This window comes from Microbacterium sp. ZW T5_56 (genome assembly GCF_044987425.1).
In the GTDB taxonomy this organism is placed as follows: Bacteria; Actinomycetota; Actinomycetes; order Actinomycetales; family Microbacteriaceae; genus Microbacterium.
Genome location: NZ_JBJDRI010000001.1, coordinates 26,253 through 42,515, shown reverse-complemented (window position 1 = coordinate 42,515; position 16,263 = coordinate 26,253). Strand labels below are relative to the sequence as shown.

Genomic DNA, 16,263 nt, shown 5'->3' with positions numbered 1-16,263 from the left:
TTACCCTCGCGATTTCTGCAGCGTCAAGCGTTGCGCTGCTCGGAGCGCGGAGGAAGCCGTCAGGTCACCGCCCGTGACGAGGTGCACAAAACGCCTCGCCATCAGCGCGTGGCCGTCGTGATCGGGGTGCACGTCGTCATGCAGGTGGTGCGCGTCGTCGGGGCCGAGGAGACGGCGCCCATCGAGCACTCCGAGAAGCGGGTCGTGTCGGGCCTCCGCCACCTGTTCGATGGCAGCGCGTGTCATCTCCAGCGTGAGTGCGTCGGGGGAATCGGGCTGAGGTGTGCCTTCGTGACCGCCGCCGGCGCGAAGCCTCGTGGGGCCAGGAACGCTCTCGTGAATCGGGCACGATATCGCACTGATGAGCAGGATCGGCACACCGGGATGTGCGGATCGGATTCGATCGAGAAACCCGTGCCAGGCGGGAATGAGCGTGCGTGGTCGCAAGGCGGCCGTGCCGACGGGGTTGATTCCGATCTTGAGCGTGACGAGGTTGACGGCGGTGGTGGCGATCGTGTCTGCGACGAAGGGGTCCAGCATCGCGTTGCCGGCCAGTGAGAGATCGACGAGTTCCACGCCGAGGTCTCGCGCTGCGGACGCGGGCCACGAAGAAAGCGGGTCGTTCGCCTCATGACCGTGGCTGATCGAGCTTCCGTGATGCAACCAGCGCAGGGATGACCCCCCGGGAGCTGCTTGCGCCGGCGACGAGAGTCGAATGCTACGGATCAGGGTGGCTGCCGTATGGGGCAGGTGCAGGGCGACCTCGCGAACGCGAGTCCCGTCGCCTCCGAGGCGGAACTCGTGAGTGAGGGTATCGCCGGCTTCCTCCTGCATCACGCCGTCGCGCAGGCGTCGCACGGGACCGGTGGAGACCGCGACGCGATCGACCTCGTCGCCGTCGACGCGAGCGATGATCACCGCGGGGAAGGCGGGCGCGGCATTCCCATCGGCACTGCGGCTGATGTCTGCCTCGAGCGTCAGCGATTGTGCGGCGGTGAGCAGCATCAGACGGACACCCGCGGTGTCGTCGGCAGCGCGCAGAGCGCCGTGATCGGCCATGCGCAGGCGCGCTGCCCGGCCGAGCCGTCGAGGACGCAGGCCACGCGCGGACTCCTCGATCTCCGCAGCTCCGTGCAGTGCCTGGCGGATGGTCTCTCGCGCCATGGTGAACCCGTTGCTCGTCATCGGGAGCCTCCTCTCGTGTGGATACCTGGATTCTGACAGAATGGACAACCGATTACCCAAATGTGATTCCTGGTCGCCGGTCCGAGTTGACATGGCGAGACATGTCCCGCACAATCACAACTGGACAACCGCTTGCTCATCCTCTGGAGATTCAATGAAGAAGAACCCGCGCCGCCTGTTGGCGGCAGTGCTCGCGACGGGGACCGCCGCCGCCCTTCTCGCCGCGTGCGCCCCCGCCGATGCTGCCAACAGCGACGGAAAGATCACGATCGTCGTCGGCGACCGCCCACCCGCAGACCAGGCGGAGAGTCTCGCCGCCCTGGACAAGTCGATCGCAGCGTTCGAAAAGGCGCACCCCGACGTCACGATCGAATCGGTGGAGACGCGCTGGGCCGCGGACACGTTCCAGGCCATGGTGGCCGGGGGCACGATGCCGACCACGATGGCCGTCCCGTTCACCGAGCCGCAGTCGCTGATCGCCTCGCGCCAGATCGCCGACATCTCGGCGGAGCTGAAGTCCACCGGCCTCGGAGAGGTGCTCAATCCTGCAGTGGCCGCGGTCGCCCAGGATGCGAGCGGCAACAGCTTCGGTGTGCCCACTGATGTCTACTCGGTGGGACTCGCGTACAACCGCGCACTGTTCACTGCCGCGGGTCTCGACCCTGATGCGCCACCGGCGACCTGGGACGAGGTGCGCGCTGCGGCGAAGAAGATCGCTGACACCACCGGCAAGGCCGGGTACTCGCTGTACACGTCCAACCACTTCGGCGGCTGGATGATGACGGCTGCGGTCGCCAGCTTCGGAGGCACCATCGAGAACGCTGATGGCACTGCGAGCACCGTCGATTCGGAGCCGGTGCAGGACTACGTGAACGTCCTGCGCGAGATGCGCTGGACCGACAACTCGCTCGGCAGCAGCTTCGTCAACGACGCTCAGCCCACTCTGCAGGACTTCGCCGCGGGCAAGATCGGCATGCTCCTCAGCTTGCCGTTCGACTACCCGGGACTCGTGCAGCAGTACAAGATGAAGCCCGAGGACTTCGGGTTCGGTGCACTGCCGCAGGCGCCGGGTCAGTCCGCCACCCTCACCGGCGGCAACGTCCAGGTCTTCAGCCCGTCTGCCACGAAGGAGCAGATCGTGGCAGGACTGGAGTGGTTGAAGTTCAACCGCTTCAACGCCTACACGGATAAGGAAACCGCGGTAGCCAAGGCCGAAGCGGACGCCGCGGACGGCAACATCGTCGGACTTCCGGCGCTCTCTCCGGTGAGTTCCGAGGCCTACGCGCAGTACCAGGAGTGGATCTCGCCCTACGTCAACCTGCCGTTGGAGAACTTCGCGTCCTACTCCGCGGTGGCGGAGTCGCAGACACTGGTTCCCGAGCCGCGCACCAAGGCGCAGGACATGTACGCGGTGCTCGACACGCTGCTGCAAGGTGTGCTCACGACCGAGAACGCCGATGTCGATGCCCTGATCGCCGAAGCATCGGCAGCCGTGGATGCCAAGATCGCTCGCTGACACCGATCGCCCCGTCCCCAGGGGCGGGGCGATCATCCCAAGAACGGAGAACTCGGTGAGCATTGATGACGCTGCACCCCATCAGCGCGAGCACCGTCGGCGCACACGTGGTGCGTGGATTCGACGCGGTGGACTGGCGTCGGTCGTCTTCGCGTTGCCCGCGGTCTTCGTCTTCGGGCTCTTCGCGTGGAGTCCCATCCTGCAGTCGGTGGTCTTCGCATTTCAGAAGACCAACCTCGTGGATGCGGCCAGCTGGGTCGGGTGGAGCAATTTCACCTATGTGTTGAGCGATCCGCTGCTGCCCCGCGTCATGATGAACACTCTGTGGTTCGCCGTGCTGGCGCTGGTGATCGGCTTCCCGGTGCCGCTGGTCCTTGCCGTCTTCATGTCCGAATTGCGACGCAGTCGGGGACTGTTCAACGTGCTCTCCTACCTGCCGGTCGTGATCCCGCCGGTCGTGGCGATCCTGCTGTGGCGCTTCTTCTATGACCCCAGCGCCGAGGGACTGTTCAATCGCGTCCTCGCAAGCGTGGGGATACCTGCCCAACCGTGGCTGAATTCCGAGGCGATGGCGATGCCCGCCATCGTTCTGGAAGTCACCTGGGCGACCGCGGGCGGAACGGTGATCATCTATCTCGCCGCGCTCGCCGGCGTGCGCACCGAGCTCTACGAGGCAGCGGAGTTGGATCGCGCCGGAATCTGGCGTCGAATCTGGCACATCACCCTGCCGGAACTGCGCGGTGTGATCCTCGTTCTCCTCCTGCTGCAGGTGATCGGCACTCTGCAGGTGTTCACCGAGCCGTTCCTGTTCACCGGTGGCGGCCCCAACAACTCGACGAAGACGATCCTCATGATGATCTATGACTACGCGTTCGTGAACGGCGATTACGGTGCCGCGACAGCGCTCTCCCTCATGCTGGCCGTCGTGCTGGGCATCATCTCCGCCTTCTACCTGTGGGCCACGCGTCGTTGGAGTCGTTCATGAGCATGACAGACGAGCGCAGCGCGATCTCCTGGGCCGATCGTCGCCGACCGAGCGTGAAGTGGACGCTCCGCATCGCACAGACGGTGATCCTCATCGGTCTGCTGATCTCCGGTGCCGGAACGCTGCTATGGCTGGCCAAGGCCTCCCTGTCCACCACGCAGGACATCATCTCGGCACCGTGGGAGTGGTTCCCCCACGGCATCCACTTCGAGAACCTCGCGGTGGCGTGGAACGAGCTCCAGGTGGGCCGCTATCTCGGCAACACGGCCATCATGGCCGCCGGCGCATGGATCGCCAACATCATCGTCACCACGACGGCGTCGTACGTGCTGAGCATTCTTCGACCGCGCTGGGCACCGGTGTTCTCTGGAGCGATTCTCGCCACGATGCTGATCCCCAGCATCGTGGCGATGGTGCCGCTTTACGTCACCGTGATCCGGGTACCCGGCACGCAGATCAGCCTGCTCAACACGTTCTGGGCCGTCTGGCTGCCTGCGGCGGCGAGCGCGTTCAACATTCTGATCGTCAAGCGCTTCTTCGATGCGATCCCGCAGGAGATCATCGAGGCCGCACGTGTGGATGGCGCGGGCGCGTTCCGCATCTTCTGGCAGATCGTTCTGCCCTTCGCCCGCCCCATCCTCGGTGTGGTCTCCGTTCTGGCGATCCTCGCGAGCTGGAAGGACTTCCTCTGGCCGAAACTGGTGCTGCAGGATCCGAATCTGCAGCCCATCTCGGTCGCACTGCCGCGCTTCGCGAACACCACGGAGCTCAGCGTTCAGATGGGAGCGATGTTCCTCGGGCTGGTGATCCCCGTGATCCTCTTCCTCGTCTTCCAGAGGCAGATCCTCCGGGGCGTCAGCATGAGTGGGGCGACCAAGGGGTAGCATCGCTGCGGATGGCAGCCGACAGCAGAACTGATTCCAGAACAAAGGGGAACGAAGACGTGGCGGACGAAAGATCCGTGACTCTCCGGGATGTCGCGGCCGTGGTCGGGGTGTCGGTGCCGACCGTTTCGAAGGTGCTCAACGGCTCCGGACGGGTCTCGCCGGAGACACGAGCGAGGATCATCGAGGCCGCTGAGCGGCTGGATTTCCGACCGAACGCGCTGGCGCAGTTCTTCGCGCTCGGGCGCAGCTTCTCGGTGGGTGTGCTCGCGCAGAAGGCGTCCGGAACGTTCTCGATGCCCGTGATCACCGGCATCGTGCACGAGCTGAGTGCCCACGACGTCGCGACGCTCGTCTACGACGATGAGAACGATCCGTCGCTGCGCGCGGAGAACGTTCGAAAGCTCAAGGCCCGCAAGGTGGACGGCGTGCTCATCGTGGGAGACGGCACCGATTCGCCGGTTCCCTCGATCTCGCACATGCTCTCGGCGCCACAGGTGCATGTCTTCGGCGTCACCGACAACCCGAAGGACGTGACGTTCCTTCCGAACGATGCGATGGCCGGCCGCCTGGCTGGGGAGCATCTGATCGCGCAGGGCCGCACACGCATCGCTCATGTCACCGCTGACCCGGGCTTCCGCACGGTTCGAGAGCGTCACTGCGGCCTCACGCAGGCGCTGTCGGATGCGGGTCTTCCGCTGGCGCTCGGTGCGCCGTTATATGGCACCTGGCATCGAAGCTGGGGCTATGAGGCCGGGCTGCGCATCCGCGATCGGATCGATGAGATCGATGCCGTGTTCTGTGGAAACGACTTCATCGCCCAGGGGCTCGGTCGTGCCCTCACCGCCGCAGGTGTGCGCATCCCGGAAGATGTGGCGCTGGTCGGCTACGACAACTGGAGCTTCTTCGGCGGTGGGGAAGATCGCTATCTCACGACGGTCGATCCCGGCCACGTGGAACTCGGTCGTGGTGCGGCGCGTCACCTGCTCGATTCGGTGGGGAGCACCGTCGACGGCGGCGTCACGCTGCATGATTGTCGTCTGATTCCCGGCTTCTCCTCGGGGGCGCTCCCCGCGACCGAACTCGACTTCCCGTTCTTCTGAATGGTGCCGGTCCGGCCGCGGCGCCGCTCAGTCGCGTCGGATCACGGTCAGGACCGCGACTTCCTCCGGCCACAGAGTGGGCCCCTCGACACCGATTGTCGCAAGCAGTCTGCCCGGAAGCATGATTCCGGGGGACTCCATCCAGGCGGGTCGCCCGAGGTAGTCGTTGTCTCCGGAGGCGGGCCGACATGCCGTGACGAGGTACCGGCCCTCGGGGTCCAGACCCGGCAGGACGACGCGCCCGGTGGTGTACTGCGGATCGCTGCGGACGCTGGCCACAACGTAGAGCGCGGCGGAGCCGTCTGGGGACACGACGCCGGTCACGGTCACGGGGGAGGCGGGGTCGTCCCCGTGCACGAGGCTGCCCTGACGGAGAAGATCGCGATGCACCCGGTACAGTCCGACCCATTCCGCGAGTTCCGCGAGGTCACCCTCGCTCGCGTGGGAGAGATCCCACTCGATGCCGAAATCGCCGAGCAGCGCGGTCCCCGCCCGGAAGTTCAGACGGTGGTGACGTCGAGTGGAGCCGGCCATCGGAGCACCGACATGTGCCCCGAGAATCTCAGGCGGCATGACGAGAGCCGTCCAGCGCTGGATCGCCTGGCGATCGACCGGATCCACGCTGTCACTGGTCCAGAATCGATCACTGTGCTCCAGGATGCCCAGATCGATCCGCGCGCCGCCGGAGGCGCAGGCTTCGATCGTGAGCTGCGGGAACTTCGCGCGCAGGGCGCCCAGCAGCGCGTAAAGCGCGTGCGTCTGCGCGTGTGTACCCGCGATGCGATCGGGGCCGACACCCGCGTCGATGAGGTCGCGGTTGTGGTCCCACTTCACATACCCGATGCCATACCGCTCGATGATCTCTGACATCGCCGTGAAGATCGCTGACCAGGCGTCCGGATTCGTGAGATCCAATACCTGCTGATGGCGGGACGCGATCGGGACGCGATCCGGAAGGCGCATCAGCCATTCCGGGTGATCGCGCGCGAGATCGGAGTCCTCGTTGATCATCTCGGGTTCGAACCAGATTCCGGCTTCCATGCCGAGTTCGCGAATGCGAGTGGTGACCCGCTCGAGGCCGTCGGGGAAGACCTCTGGTGAGACGCGCCAGTCCCCGAGGGACGATCGGTCGTCGCGACGCCCGCCAAACCAGCCATCATCGATGACGAAGCGTTCCGCTCCGGCGCGCGCCGCGCGTTCTGCCAACCCGATGAGCCGATCCGCACTCATATCGAAGCCGATGGCCTCCCAGCTGTTGAACGTGACCGGACGCGGCCGATCACGGAGGTGGGGGAGAGAACGAGCGAAGCGATGGAAGCGGGCCGACAGGGAGTCGAGACCGTCCGGGCCGAAGGAGGCATAGAGCCAGGGCGTCGCATACTCCTCGCCCGGCGCGAGCTCAACCTCGCCCGGAAGCAGAAGCTCCCCGCCTGCGAGCATCCGCTCGCCGGTGGGCAGGCGCTCCGCGAATGAGCGCTGGTTGCCGGACCAGCCGAGATGAACTCCCCAGACGCGACCTCGTCGGAAGCCGAATCCGCGCTCGCCAGCCACCGTGACGTACGCGGCATCTGCGCCAGGACGTCCCCGGCGGGACTCACGGAGGCGGATGCCCGTCTCGAATGGCAGTCGTACGGGTACTCGTTCCAGGGCGTGTCTGCCTGTCATGTCCAGGAGCTCGGCAGCGTCCGCCCCTACCGGGAGGGATACGGTCAGTCGCTCCATGCTGTAGGCGCTCGCACCGACATTTCGGAGCGCGTGGCGCACCCGGAGAAGCCCGCCGGGCAGCAGTTCGAGCGTGCTGGTCAGCATGAGTGAGGCCGCGTGATCCACGGCGTCGATCTGGACCGAGACAGCCTCTTCGCCGACTCGCTCTTCGCGGATCGCCGTCGTCGCGAACCTCGGAGACCATGCCGATCGGTCGCGATGGCCAACGAGCCCCGGTTGCCCCAGCCAACCGGTGGTGGACGTCGGCAGGAGGGACGGATCCGTGGTGGGTGGGAGCGAGGAGCCCGCCATACGAGTGGTGGCGAGGTGGAGGTGGTCCGCGTCGCCGGGGGTGATGCGTCCGAGGTCTTCCCCCCAGTGCACCACGGTGGGCAGCCGGTCGGTGTCGGCGACATCGAGCAGGACGGAGACGCCGTCTCGACGTAGATGAAGGAGCGGGCCGGCAGTCATCGTCCACCGATCGCCGTGCGCGCGAGCAGTGCCGCGACGGCCGCGTGCTCGGAGGGAAGAGTCATCACCGCGGCGTGACGCACGCCATTCGGAACCTGCACGGCCGCGGGGGTCCACGAGTGCCCATCGGTGGAGGCGACAGCTCCGTAGCGGCCCTCCAGATAGTGGTCGAACAGCATCACGAGCTCATCGTCGTGCCGGTAGAGCGTGGGACCTTCGGTCGGCGACGGTGTGACCGCCCCGAGCTCGTTCGAGGCGGAGGGGGTCGTGCGGCGCACGTGAATCCGATTGTGCTCGCCCCCGACAACCGGATCTCCCCGCTCGTCCTTGTAGGCCATCAACACCTCGTCGCCCTGGACGAGCACGCTGGCGTCGATCACCGAGAAGCCGGGATCGAAGTACACTTCGGCGGGCGACAGCTCGGCGAAGTCCGTCGTGAGACAGCTCCAGATCGCCTGATGGCGGCGATTCCAGTCCTGGTCTGCCTGGGGCCCGTCGACCGGGTGGGGATCCACAACCGATGACCAGATGATCCGGGCACGCCCGGAGCCGGGCTCCACGAAGAACTCCGGTGCCCAGCAGTTGAGCGTACCGGCGACATCGGCCATCACGGGAAGCAGCGTCTGCTCATCCCAGGTGAGCAGATCGTCAGAAGCCGTGTGCACGATCGCGTCGGATTCCCATCCGTTCGTTCCGAGCAGATGGAAACGACCGTCCGGGCCGATGGCGATGAACGGGTCGCGAATGCTCCTACTGCCAATGGTGCCGCGCAGGACCTCGCGGCCGTCATCCACCGCGTAGAAGCTGCGACCATCGACGCTCACGGCGAGATGGAGTGATTCCTCCTCGGTGGTGAAGTACGAGAGCACGTGAACGTGGGGCATGGGTTCTCCAATCGGTGCGGTCGCGGTCACGACGCGTGGCATGGCTACACCCTAGCGCAACCGGTTGCTCATGGGTGCAAGAGACAGCGGGCCCGCCTGTACCGACGGGCCCCCTGTCTCTGCTCTGGCGTCAGGCCCGGGCGGCGACGCTGGACAGCACCTCCACGCCCGTCGTGAGCACCGGCGTCACGACATCGCGCTCTGCGCCCGTCAGCCGAAGCGTTGCCGCCACCGGCCGGTCGGCGACCGAGAACCCGGCGGACAGCACGATCTCTCCGGGCTCCACGATCCGCGTCCGCGCCAGCCCTGTGAACGAGAAGCGATCCGCGTGCACCGTGAATGCCATGCGGGCACGCTCGCCGGGCGCGAGCGCCACCCGGGCGTAGCCCATGAGCTGCTGCACCGGTCGAGTCACCTGCGCCACGGGGTCGGCGCCGTACAGCTGCACGACGGTCTCGCCAGCGCGGTCGCCGGTGTTGGTCACCTTCGTCGTCACGACGACGGTTCCATCGGTCGCGATCTCGGCGCGATCCAGCATCAGCTCACCCAGCTCGAAGGTCGTGTACGACAGCCCGTGACCGAACGGGAATGCCGGGGCGATCGACAGATTGCTGATGCGGTCGCCGTCTTGACCGAGCGGCGGAGCGAGATACGTGTGCGGCAGCGCCGTCGGCTCTGCGGGAACCTGCACGGGGAGGTGCCCACTGGGATTCACCTCACCCGAGAGCACCCGTGCCAGCGCGCCCGCACCCTCGACGCCCGGCATGAACGCCTGCACGATGGCGGCGGCACGACCGACGAAGCTGCCGATCGCGTACGGGCGGCCCGACAACACCAGCAGCACCACCGGCACGCCGGTCTCCAGCACCGCATCCACCAGCGCGCGCTGGTCACCGGGGAGCTCCAGAGACGGCGCGTCTGATCCCTCGCCAGACGTTCCCTTGCCGAACATCCCGGCATGATCGCCCACCACCACGACGGCGACATCCGAAGCCGCCGCAGCGGCGACTGCTCGCGACAACTCTGCGGGATCGTGCGGCGTCTGCAGGGGAACTCCGCGCTCCGCGATCACCTCTGCGTTGGGGAAACTCTCGCGCAGCGCCTCCGGGAGAGGCTGTGCGCTCAGCCCGAGTCCGAACTCGCGGTGCCGGGAGAGCACGTGCACCGGGAAGGAATACGCACCCATCAGCGCACTGGCGTCGTCTGCGCACGGCCCGATCACCGCGATGCGCGATGTCTGCGGCCGCAGCGGAAGCAGCCCGGTCGGGTTGTCGAGCAGAATCACCGACTTCTCCGCCAGCTCCCGTGCGATCCGGCGGTTCTCCGGGCTGTCGAGGTCGTGATCCGTCGGATCCGCGGGCGTCCATCCCTCGTCCAGCAGCCCGAGCTCGATCTTCTGGCGCATCACCCGACGCAGCGCCGTGTCGATCTCCGCCGCCGTGCGCTCCGGCGCGGGGTCATCGGTTGCGAGTTCGAGGTACGCGGAGATGTCAGGCAGCTCCACGTCGATTCCGGCATGCAGCGCCAGCCGCCCGGCATCGGCCATCGTGGCGGCCACGCCGTGCTTGGACTTCAGGAACGCGATGGCCCAGTAGTCGGCGACGACGGTGCCCTCGAATCCCCACTCGCCGCGCAGTAGGTCGGTGAGCAGCCACCGATCAGCGGCGGACGGCACCCGGTCCGTCTCCGTGTAGGAGTTCATCACGCTGCGCGCGCCGGCTTCGCGAACGGCCATCTCGAAGGGCAGCAGAACTAGATCGCGCAACTCCCGCTCGCCCATCGACACCGGCGCGTGGTTGCGACCGCCGCGGGAGCTGGCATGCCCCGCGAAGTGCTTGAGAGTGGCGATGACGCCCGCGCGCTGGAGCCCGGAGACGTAAGCGGAGGCGAGAGTCGCCACCACATACGGGTCCTCGCCCATGGTCTCCTCGACGCGCCCCCACCGGTAGTCCGTCACCACGTCGAGCACGGGCGACAGGCCCTGATGCACGCCTACGGCGGCGAGATCGCGACCGATGGCGTTCGCCATCTCGTCCACGAGCGCCGGGGAGAACGTCGCTGCCCACGCCAGTGCGGTGGGGTACACCGTGGCACCGAGCGTCGTGAACCCGGTGAGGCACTCCTCGTGCACGATCGCCGGAATCCCGGGGCGAGTGGTGTCGAGGAGATGCCGCTGCGATTCCTGCACCCGCGTCATGCCCTCGCGGGCGGTCACCGGCGCCGTGCCGAACACGCGGGTGAGCTGCCCGATGCCGTGGCGCGTGACGTGCTCGAAGGGCGATCGACCCTCGGAGAAGACGTCCTGCATGGGGGCGATGATGTCGTCCGAGGTGCGCTGGTCGGCCCAGAATCCGCCGAGCTGAGCGACCTTCTCCTCGGCGCTGAGGGCGGCGATCACCGCCTCGATCCTCGTTTCGATATCGACCGCGGGGTCGCGCCAGATCTCGCCTGCCATGGGTTCTCTCCGTCCTGATTCTTCACAGATCAGTCGCTATGACTTGCGCGATGGGGAAGATCGTGGATACTGATATGCAACGTTGTAAATATCTATGACGGAACAGCATCGTTCTGTCAAGGAGAATTGCGATCCCGGTCCCACAAGGGCGGTGCATTCGCGATCGACACACTCGACGACTCACCGCCAATAGGCGTCGTCGAGGCATCACTTCAAGGAAGAAAGTGCCATGACCGATCGAGCCCGAGGAACTTCCCCCGCATGAAGAAGTTGCTCTACAACCAGCGTCTCGCGCCGTACCTGTTCATCCTGCCGTTCCTGCTGACGCTGCTCGTCTTCTGGCTGATTCCGGTGGCGCGCTCGGTGATCATGAGCTTCCAGGAGGTGCTTTACGGGGAGGCGACGTTCATCGGAACCGCCAACTACGACCGCCTCTGGAAAGACCAGGTGTTCTGGAAGGCGATGTTCAACAGCCTCCGCTACATGGTGCTGACGCTCATCCTACTGGTGCCGATTCCGATGGTCCTCGCGGCCATCATCAACGCGAAGGTCGGCAGCGCTCGGATCAAGAACTTCTTCAAGTCCTCGCTGTTCGTCCCCGCGCTCACCTCGGTCGTGGTGGCCGGCATCGTGTTCCGGCTGATGTTCGCCGAGACGGACTCCGGACTCATGAACCAGATCGCCGACTTCTTCGGCTTCGGTCCGGTTCGCTGGCTGCGCGAAGACCTCACCGGACTCGGAGCGCTGCTGTTGCTGGCCCTCTGGCGATGGGCCGGCGTGAACACGATGTACTTCCTCGCTGGCATGCAGGCGATTCCGACGGAGTACTACGAGGCGGCATCGATTGACGGCGCGAGCAAGATCCAGCAGTTCTTCAACGTCACGCTCCCGGGCCTCAAGCCCACCATCGTCTACGTCACCACCATCAGCGTCTACGGCGGTCTGGCGATGTTCCTGGAGAGCTTCATGCTCTACGCCGGCAACAACTCGCCGAACAATCAGGGCCTCACGATCGTGGGATACCTCTACCGCAAGGGCATCCAGGAGAACGATCTCGGCTTCGCGTCCGCCGTGGGTGTGGTGCTGCTCGTGCTGGTGCTCGCGATCAACCTCACCCAGCTCACCGCCACGGGAACGTTCAAGAAGGAGTCCACACGATGAGCCGGTCGACCCTTACCGATCGTGAGATGGCTGCGATCCCCGCGACGCGGCGCCAGCCGCTGAGTCGCCGTGCCGTCGGTCTCATCCAGAGCGCGTTCCTCATCGTCATCGCGCTGATCTCCCTGGTGCCGGTGCTCGCGATCTTCCTCGGCACATTCCAGGACGGCAATGACGTCATCCGCAACGGGATCTCGTTCGCGATCGACTTCTCGAAGCTGAGCGTCGAGAACTACACGATGCTCTTCACCGACTCGGGACTGTACTTCCAGTGGTTCTGGAACAGCCTCGTCCTCACCATCGTCCAGGTGGTGGGAACGCTACTGGTGAGCTCATTCGTCGCGTACGGATTCGCGATGTACGAGTTCCGCGGCAAGAGCCTCGGCTTCATCCTGGTGATCATCCTGATGACCATCCCGTTCGAGATGCTCATGCTGCCGCTGTACGTGCAGGTGAACGATTTCGGTGCCGCGGATCAGTACTGGATCGTGGTGCTGCCCTTCCTGGCGCAGGCCGTGACCATCTTCTTCTTCCGCCAGTACTTCCTCGGCGTGCCGAAGGAGATCCTGGAAGCCGGGCGCGTGGACGGAGTGTCGGAGTTCGGCATCTTCTTCCGCCTGATCATCCCGATCGCCAAGCCCGCGTTCGCGGCGATGGCGATCCTCAACGCCATGACGGTCTGGAACAACTTCCTCTGGCCCCTTCTGGTGCTGCGCTCGCCCGACAAGTTCCTGCTTCCGATCGGTCTCAACACACTGTTGACGCCATACGGCAACAACTACGAGCTGTTGATCATCGGATCGTTCTTCTCGTTGATTCCGATCCTCATTCTCTTCCTCGCATTCCAGCGCTTCTTCGTCGAAGGCATGACCGCCGGAGCCGTCAAGGGCTGAATGCTCTTCCTCTCACTGATCGACCCTCCCTTGCAGTACCCCCAAACACAGTCAGGAGCATCACTATGCGCATTCGAAAGATCGTGACGGCGGCCGTCGTCGCCGGTGTCGCCGTCGGAGTCCTCTCCGGTTGCGGCGCAGGCGGCAACTCCACCGGTGGCGGCGACGATGCCGCAGCGGGCGGCGCCACGAAGTTGGACATGTGGGTGTTCGCCGAACTCCACGGCCAGGTCTATGAAGAGATGGCCGAGAAGTGGAACGAGGAGAACCCCGACAAGGCTGTCGACCTCAACATCACCGTCTACCCGTATCAGGACATGCACGACAAGCTGCTGCTTGCCGTGAACTCGGGACAGGGCCTTCCTGACCTCGCCGACATCGAGGTCGGCAAGTTCCGCAACTTCGTCAAGGGTGCGACGCCGCCGCTGGCCGACCTCACCCAGGCCGCAGAGCCCTATATCGACGACATCGTCAAGGCCCGCCTCGATCTGTACAGTCGTGACGGCAAGATCTACGGCTATCCCACGCACGTGGGTGCGTTCGTCGCCTTCTACAACACGGAGCTGCTCGACGCCGCGGGTATCGACTACACCACCATCAAGACGTGGGACGACTTCGCGAAGGCAGGCACGACCTACAACGCATCGACCGGCAAGGCCTTCAGCGTCGCCAGCACGGGTGTCTACTTCACCGAGCCGCTCGCCATCGCGCAGAACGGCGGCCAGCTGTTCACCGACGACGGCCTGGGCGACGTGGATGTCAACAACCCCGTGGTGGTCGAGACCATGGAGATGTTCCAGGACATGAAGGACGCGGGCGCGCTCTCCACGATCCCCGGCGGCAGCCCCGACAACGAGGAGGCCTACGGCGCGATCAACAAGGGCGACTTCGCGGCGATCGTCTACCCCGCCTGGTACACCTCCAGATTCGTGGACTACATGCCTGACCTCGACGGCAAGATCGCCATCGCTCCGGCCCCGCAGGTTCCGGGATCCGACGTGCTCACCATCGGTGGCGGCGGAACCGGCACGACCGTGATGGACAAGAGCGAGAACAAGGAGCTCGCCACGGAGTTCCTCGCCTACGCGAAGCTGTCGCACGAAGCCAATGTGGCGGTGTGGGAGGTGCTCGGCTTCGACCCGGTCAACATGTCCGTCTGGGAGGACGAGGCCGTCACGCACAACCCCGACAACAAGTTCAACAAGTACTTCCAGACCAACTTGTTCGACGTGCTCAACTCGGTGAAGTCGGGCATCGGCCACTTCACGTCCTTCTCCAACGAGAACCTGCCGAAGGTGGACAACCAGTTCCGCACCGTGACGCTCAATGAGATCTACGAGAACGGGACGCCGGCGAAGGATGCGCTGGATCAGGCGCAGTCCGATCTGAAGAACGAGCTGGGTCAGTAACTCCAGCCACTCCGAGGTGCGGGCGGGCGATGCGTCGTCCGCCCGCACCTTCTGAACTCCCCACGAAGGAATGAACCACGTCATGCTCACCGCTTCTCTCACCGTCGATCCCGCTTTCGTCGTCGGCCCCGTTCGTCGTCGCACGTTCGGTGCCTTTGTCGAGCACCTGGGTCGAAGCGTGTACACGGGCATCCACGATCCCGACCACCCCCGCGCCGATGCGGACGGCTTCCGTGAGGACGTGATCGAGCTGACTCGTGAGCTCGGCGTCTCCACCGTGCGGTACCCGGGCGGCAACTTCGTCTCCGGCTACCGCTGGGAGGACGGCGTCGGCCCGGTGGCGGATCGTCCTCCGCGACTGGATCTGGCGTGGCACTCCCTCGAGCCCAACACCGTGGGTGTCGACGAGTTCATGCGCTGGGCCGCGAAGGCCGGTGTCGAGCCGATGATGGCGGTGAACCTCGGCACCCGGGGCGTGCAGGAGGCGCTGGATCTGCTGGAGTACTGCAACGTTCCGGCCGGGTCCGCGTGGGCGGAGCAGCGTCGCGCCAACGGCACCCCCGAGCCGCACCGTATTCGCATGTGGTGCCTCGGCAATGAGATGGATGGACCGTGGCAGATCGGCCACAAGACGGCGGAGGAGTACGGACGCCTGGCGGCTGAGACCGCACGCGCGATGCGCATGGTGGATCCGGGTCTCGAGCTGGTGGTGTGCGGATCCTCCGGTTCGGCGATCCCGACCTTCGGTGAGTGGGAGCGCGTCGTCCTGACGGAGACGTACGAGCACGTGGACTACATCTCTGCGCACGCCTACTACTGGGAGGAGGACGGCGACCTCGCCTCCTTCCTCGCCAGCGCCGTCGACATGGATCACTTCATCGACTCGGTGACGGCCACCGCCGACGCCGTGCGTGCGGCGGGCAAGCACACCAAGAGCATCAACATCTCCTTCGATGAGTGGAACGTCTGGTACCAGCACCGCGCGGAGTCGCAGCCGCCCACCGGCGACGATTGGCCGATCGCGCCGGTGCTGCTGGAGGACCGGTACAACGTCGCCGACGCCGTCGTGGTGGGCGGGCTGCTGATCTCGCTGCTGCGTCACAGCGACCGCGTGCACTCCGCCTCTCTCGCACAGCTGGTCAACGTGATCGCCCCGATCATGACGGAGCCTGGCGGGCGGTCCTGGAAGCAGACCACCTTCCATCCGTTCGCCCTCACCTCGCGCTTCGCGCAGGGTGAGGTGCTGCGGCTGGCGGTCGACTCCCCGCGGATCACGACGGCGAAGTTCGGCGAGGTCGACGCGATCGACGCGGTCGCCACGCACGACCCGGAGACGGGGGATGTGGTGATCCTCACGGTGAACCGGTCGACCGCCGAGGAGCTGTCGATCGAGGCTCGCGTCAGCGGATTCGGGCAGCTGCGCATCGCAGACGCGCTCACGCTGTCCAACCCCGACCACACCTGGAGCGCGACCGCCGATGACGACACCTCCGTGGTGCCGCGGGAGAACGCCACGGCGAGCGTCGAGGACGGCCGCCTGCACGCGGTGCTTCCGCCGGTGTCGTGGTCGATCATCCGGCTCACCTCCGCTGCGGCCTGAGTCTCCCTCGCGGGGT

At 65.7% G+C, this 16,263-nt stretch carries 12 protein-coding genes; 8 read left to right on the top strand and 4 right to left on the bottom strand.

From position 1 onward, the window contains the following. On the bottom strand, window positions 1-1,185 hold the full coding sequence (locus tag ACI3KU_RS00170) for a GDSL-type esterase/lipase family protein (RefSeq protein ID WP_404920262.1): 1,185 nt from the start codon (window positions 1,183-1,185) through the stop codon (window positions 1-3). A 154-nt stretch (window positions 1,186-1,339) separates the two neighbouring features. On the opposite strand from ACI3KU_RS00170, the gene ACI3KU_RS00165 reads away from it, so the two are divergent. The 4 genes from ACI3KU_RS00165 to ACI3KU_RS00150 all read left to right on the top strand — a co-directional run bounded on the left by ACI3KU_RS00165 (window position 1,340) and on the right by ACI3KU_RS00150 (window position 5,673). Next, window positions 1,340-2,701 carry an extracellular solute-binding protein gene (locus ACI3KU_RS00165; RefSeq protein ID WP_404920261.1) on the top strand — a complete coding sequence of 454 codons (1,362 nt, stop codon included), beginning with the start codon at window positions 1,340-1,342 and terminating at the stop codon, window positions 2,699-2,701. Window positions 2,702-2,756: 55 nt separating this feature from the next. Next, a complete protein-coding gene (locus tag ACI3KU_RS00160; RefSeq protein WP_404920260.1) occupies window positions 2,757-3,686 on the top strand; it encodes a carbohydrate ABC transporter permease in 930 nt (309 codons plus the stop codon). Next, window positions 3,683-4,570 carry a carbohydrate ABC transporter permease gene (locus ACI3KU_RS00155; RefSeq protein ID WP_404920259.1) on the top strand — a complete coding sequence of 296 codons (888 nt, stop codon included), beginning with the start codon at window positions 3,683-3,685 and terminating at the stop codon, window positions 4,568-4,570. The genes ACI3KU_RS00160 and ACI3KU_RS00155 overlap by 4 nt, the downstream gene beginning before the upstream one ends. A 77-nt stretch (window positions 4,571-4,647) precedes the next feature. Next, complete coding sequence (locus ACI3KU_RS00150) at window positions 4,648-5,673, top strand: LacI family DNA-binding transcriptional regulator (protein WP_404920258.1); 1,026 nt, start codon at window positions 4,648-4,650, stop codon at window positions 5,671-5,673. Between the two features lie 27 nt (window positions 5,674-5,700). Here ACI3KU_RS00150 and ACI3KU_RS00145 read toward each other — a convergent pair whose 3' ends face one another. The 3 genes from ACI3KU_RS00145 to ACI3KU_RS00135 form a co-directional block, all read right to left on the bottom strand. Further along, a complete protein-coding gene (locus tag ACI3KU_RS00145) occupies window positions 5,701-7,848 on the bottom strand; it encodes an alpha-galactosidase (RefSeq protein ID WP_404920257.1) in 2,148 nt (715 codons plus the stop codon). After that, entirely contained in the window at window positions 7,845-8,732 is an 888-nt protein-coding gene (locus ACI3KU_RS00140) for a hypothetical protein (RefSeq protein WP_404920256.1), read from the bottom strand. The genes ACI3KU_RS00145 and ACI3KU_RS00140 overlap by 4 nt, the downstream gene beginning before the upstream one ends. A 130-nt stretch (window positions 8,733-8,862) precedes the next feature. Continuing rightward, the gene (locus ACI3KU_RS00135) at window positions 8,863-11,187 is read right to left on the bottom strand and encodes a beta-glucosidase (protein WP_404920255.1); all 2,325 of its coding nucleotides are present in this window, start codon (window positions 11,185-11,187) and stop codon (window positions 8,863-8,865) included. 261 nt (window positions 11,188-11,448) lie between these two features. Between ACI3KU_RS00135 and ACI3KU_RS00130 the strand changes: the two genes are divergently transcribed. The 4 genes from ACI3KU_RS00130 to ACI3KU_RS00115 all read left to right on the top strand — a co-directional run bounded on the left by ACI3KU_RS00130 (window position 11,449) and on the right by ACI3KU_RS00115 (window position 16,247). Beyond that, window positions 11,449-12,348 (top strand): carbohydrate ABC transporter permease, encoded by a 900-nt coding sequence (locus tag ACI3KU_RS00130; protein WP_404920254.1) that lies wholly within the window; start codon window positions 11,449-11,451, stop codon window positions 12,346-12,348. Beyond that, the gene (locus tag ACI3KU_RS00125) at window positions 12,345-13,238 is read left to right on the top strand and encodes a carbohydrate ABC transporter permease (protein WP_404920253.1); all 894 of its coding nucleotides are present in this window, start codon (window positions 12,345-12,347) and stop codon (window positions 13,236-13,238) included. Before ACI3KU_RS00130 ends, ACI3KU_RS00125 begins: the two co-directional genes overlap by 4 nt. Window positions 13,239-13,303: 65 nt before the next feature. Continuing rightward, on the top strand, window positions 13,304-14,647 hold the full coding sequence (locus ACI3KU_RS00120; RefSeq protein WP_404920252.1) for an ABC transporter substrate-binding protein: 1,344 nt from the start codon (window positions 13,304-13,306) through the stop codon (window positions 14,645-14,647). Between the two features lie 82 nt (window positions 14,648-14,729). After that, the gene (locus ACI3KU_RS00115; protein WP_404920251.1) at window positions 14,730-16,247 is read left to right on the top strand and encodes an alpha-N-arabinofuranosidase; all 1,518 of its coding nucleotides are present in this window, start codon (window positions 14,730-14,732) and stop codon (window positions 16,245-16,247) included. Window positions 16,248-16,263: the final 16 nt, after the last annotated feature.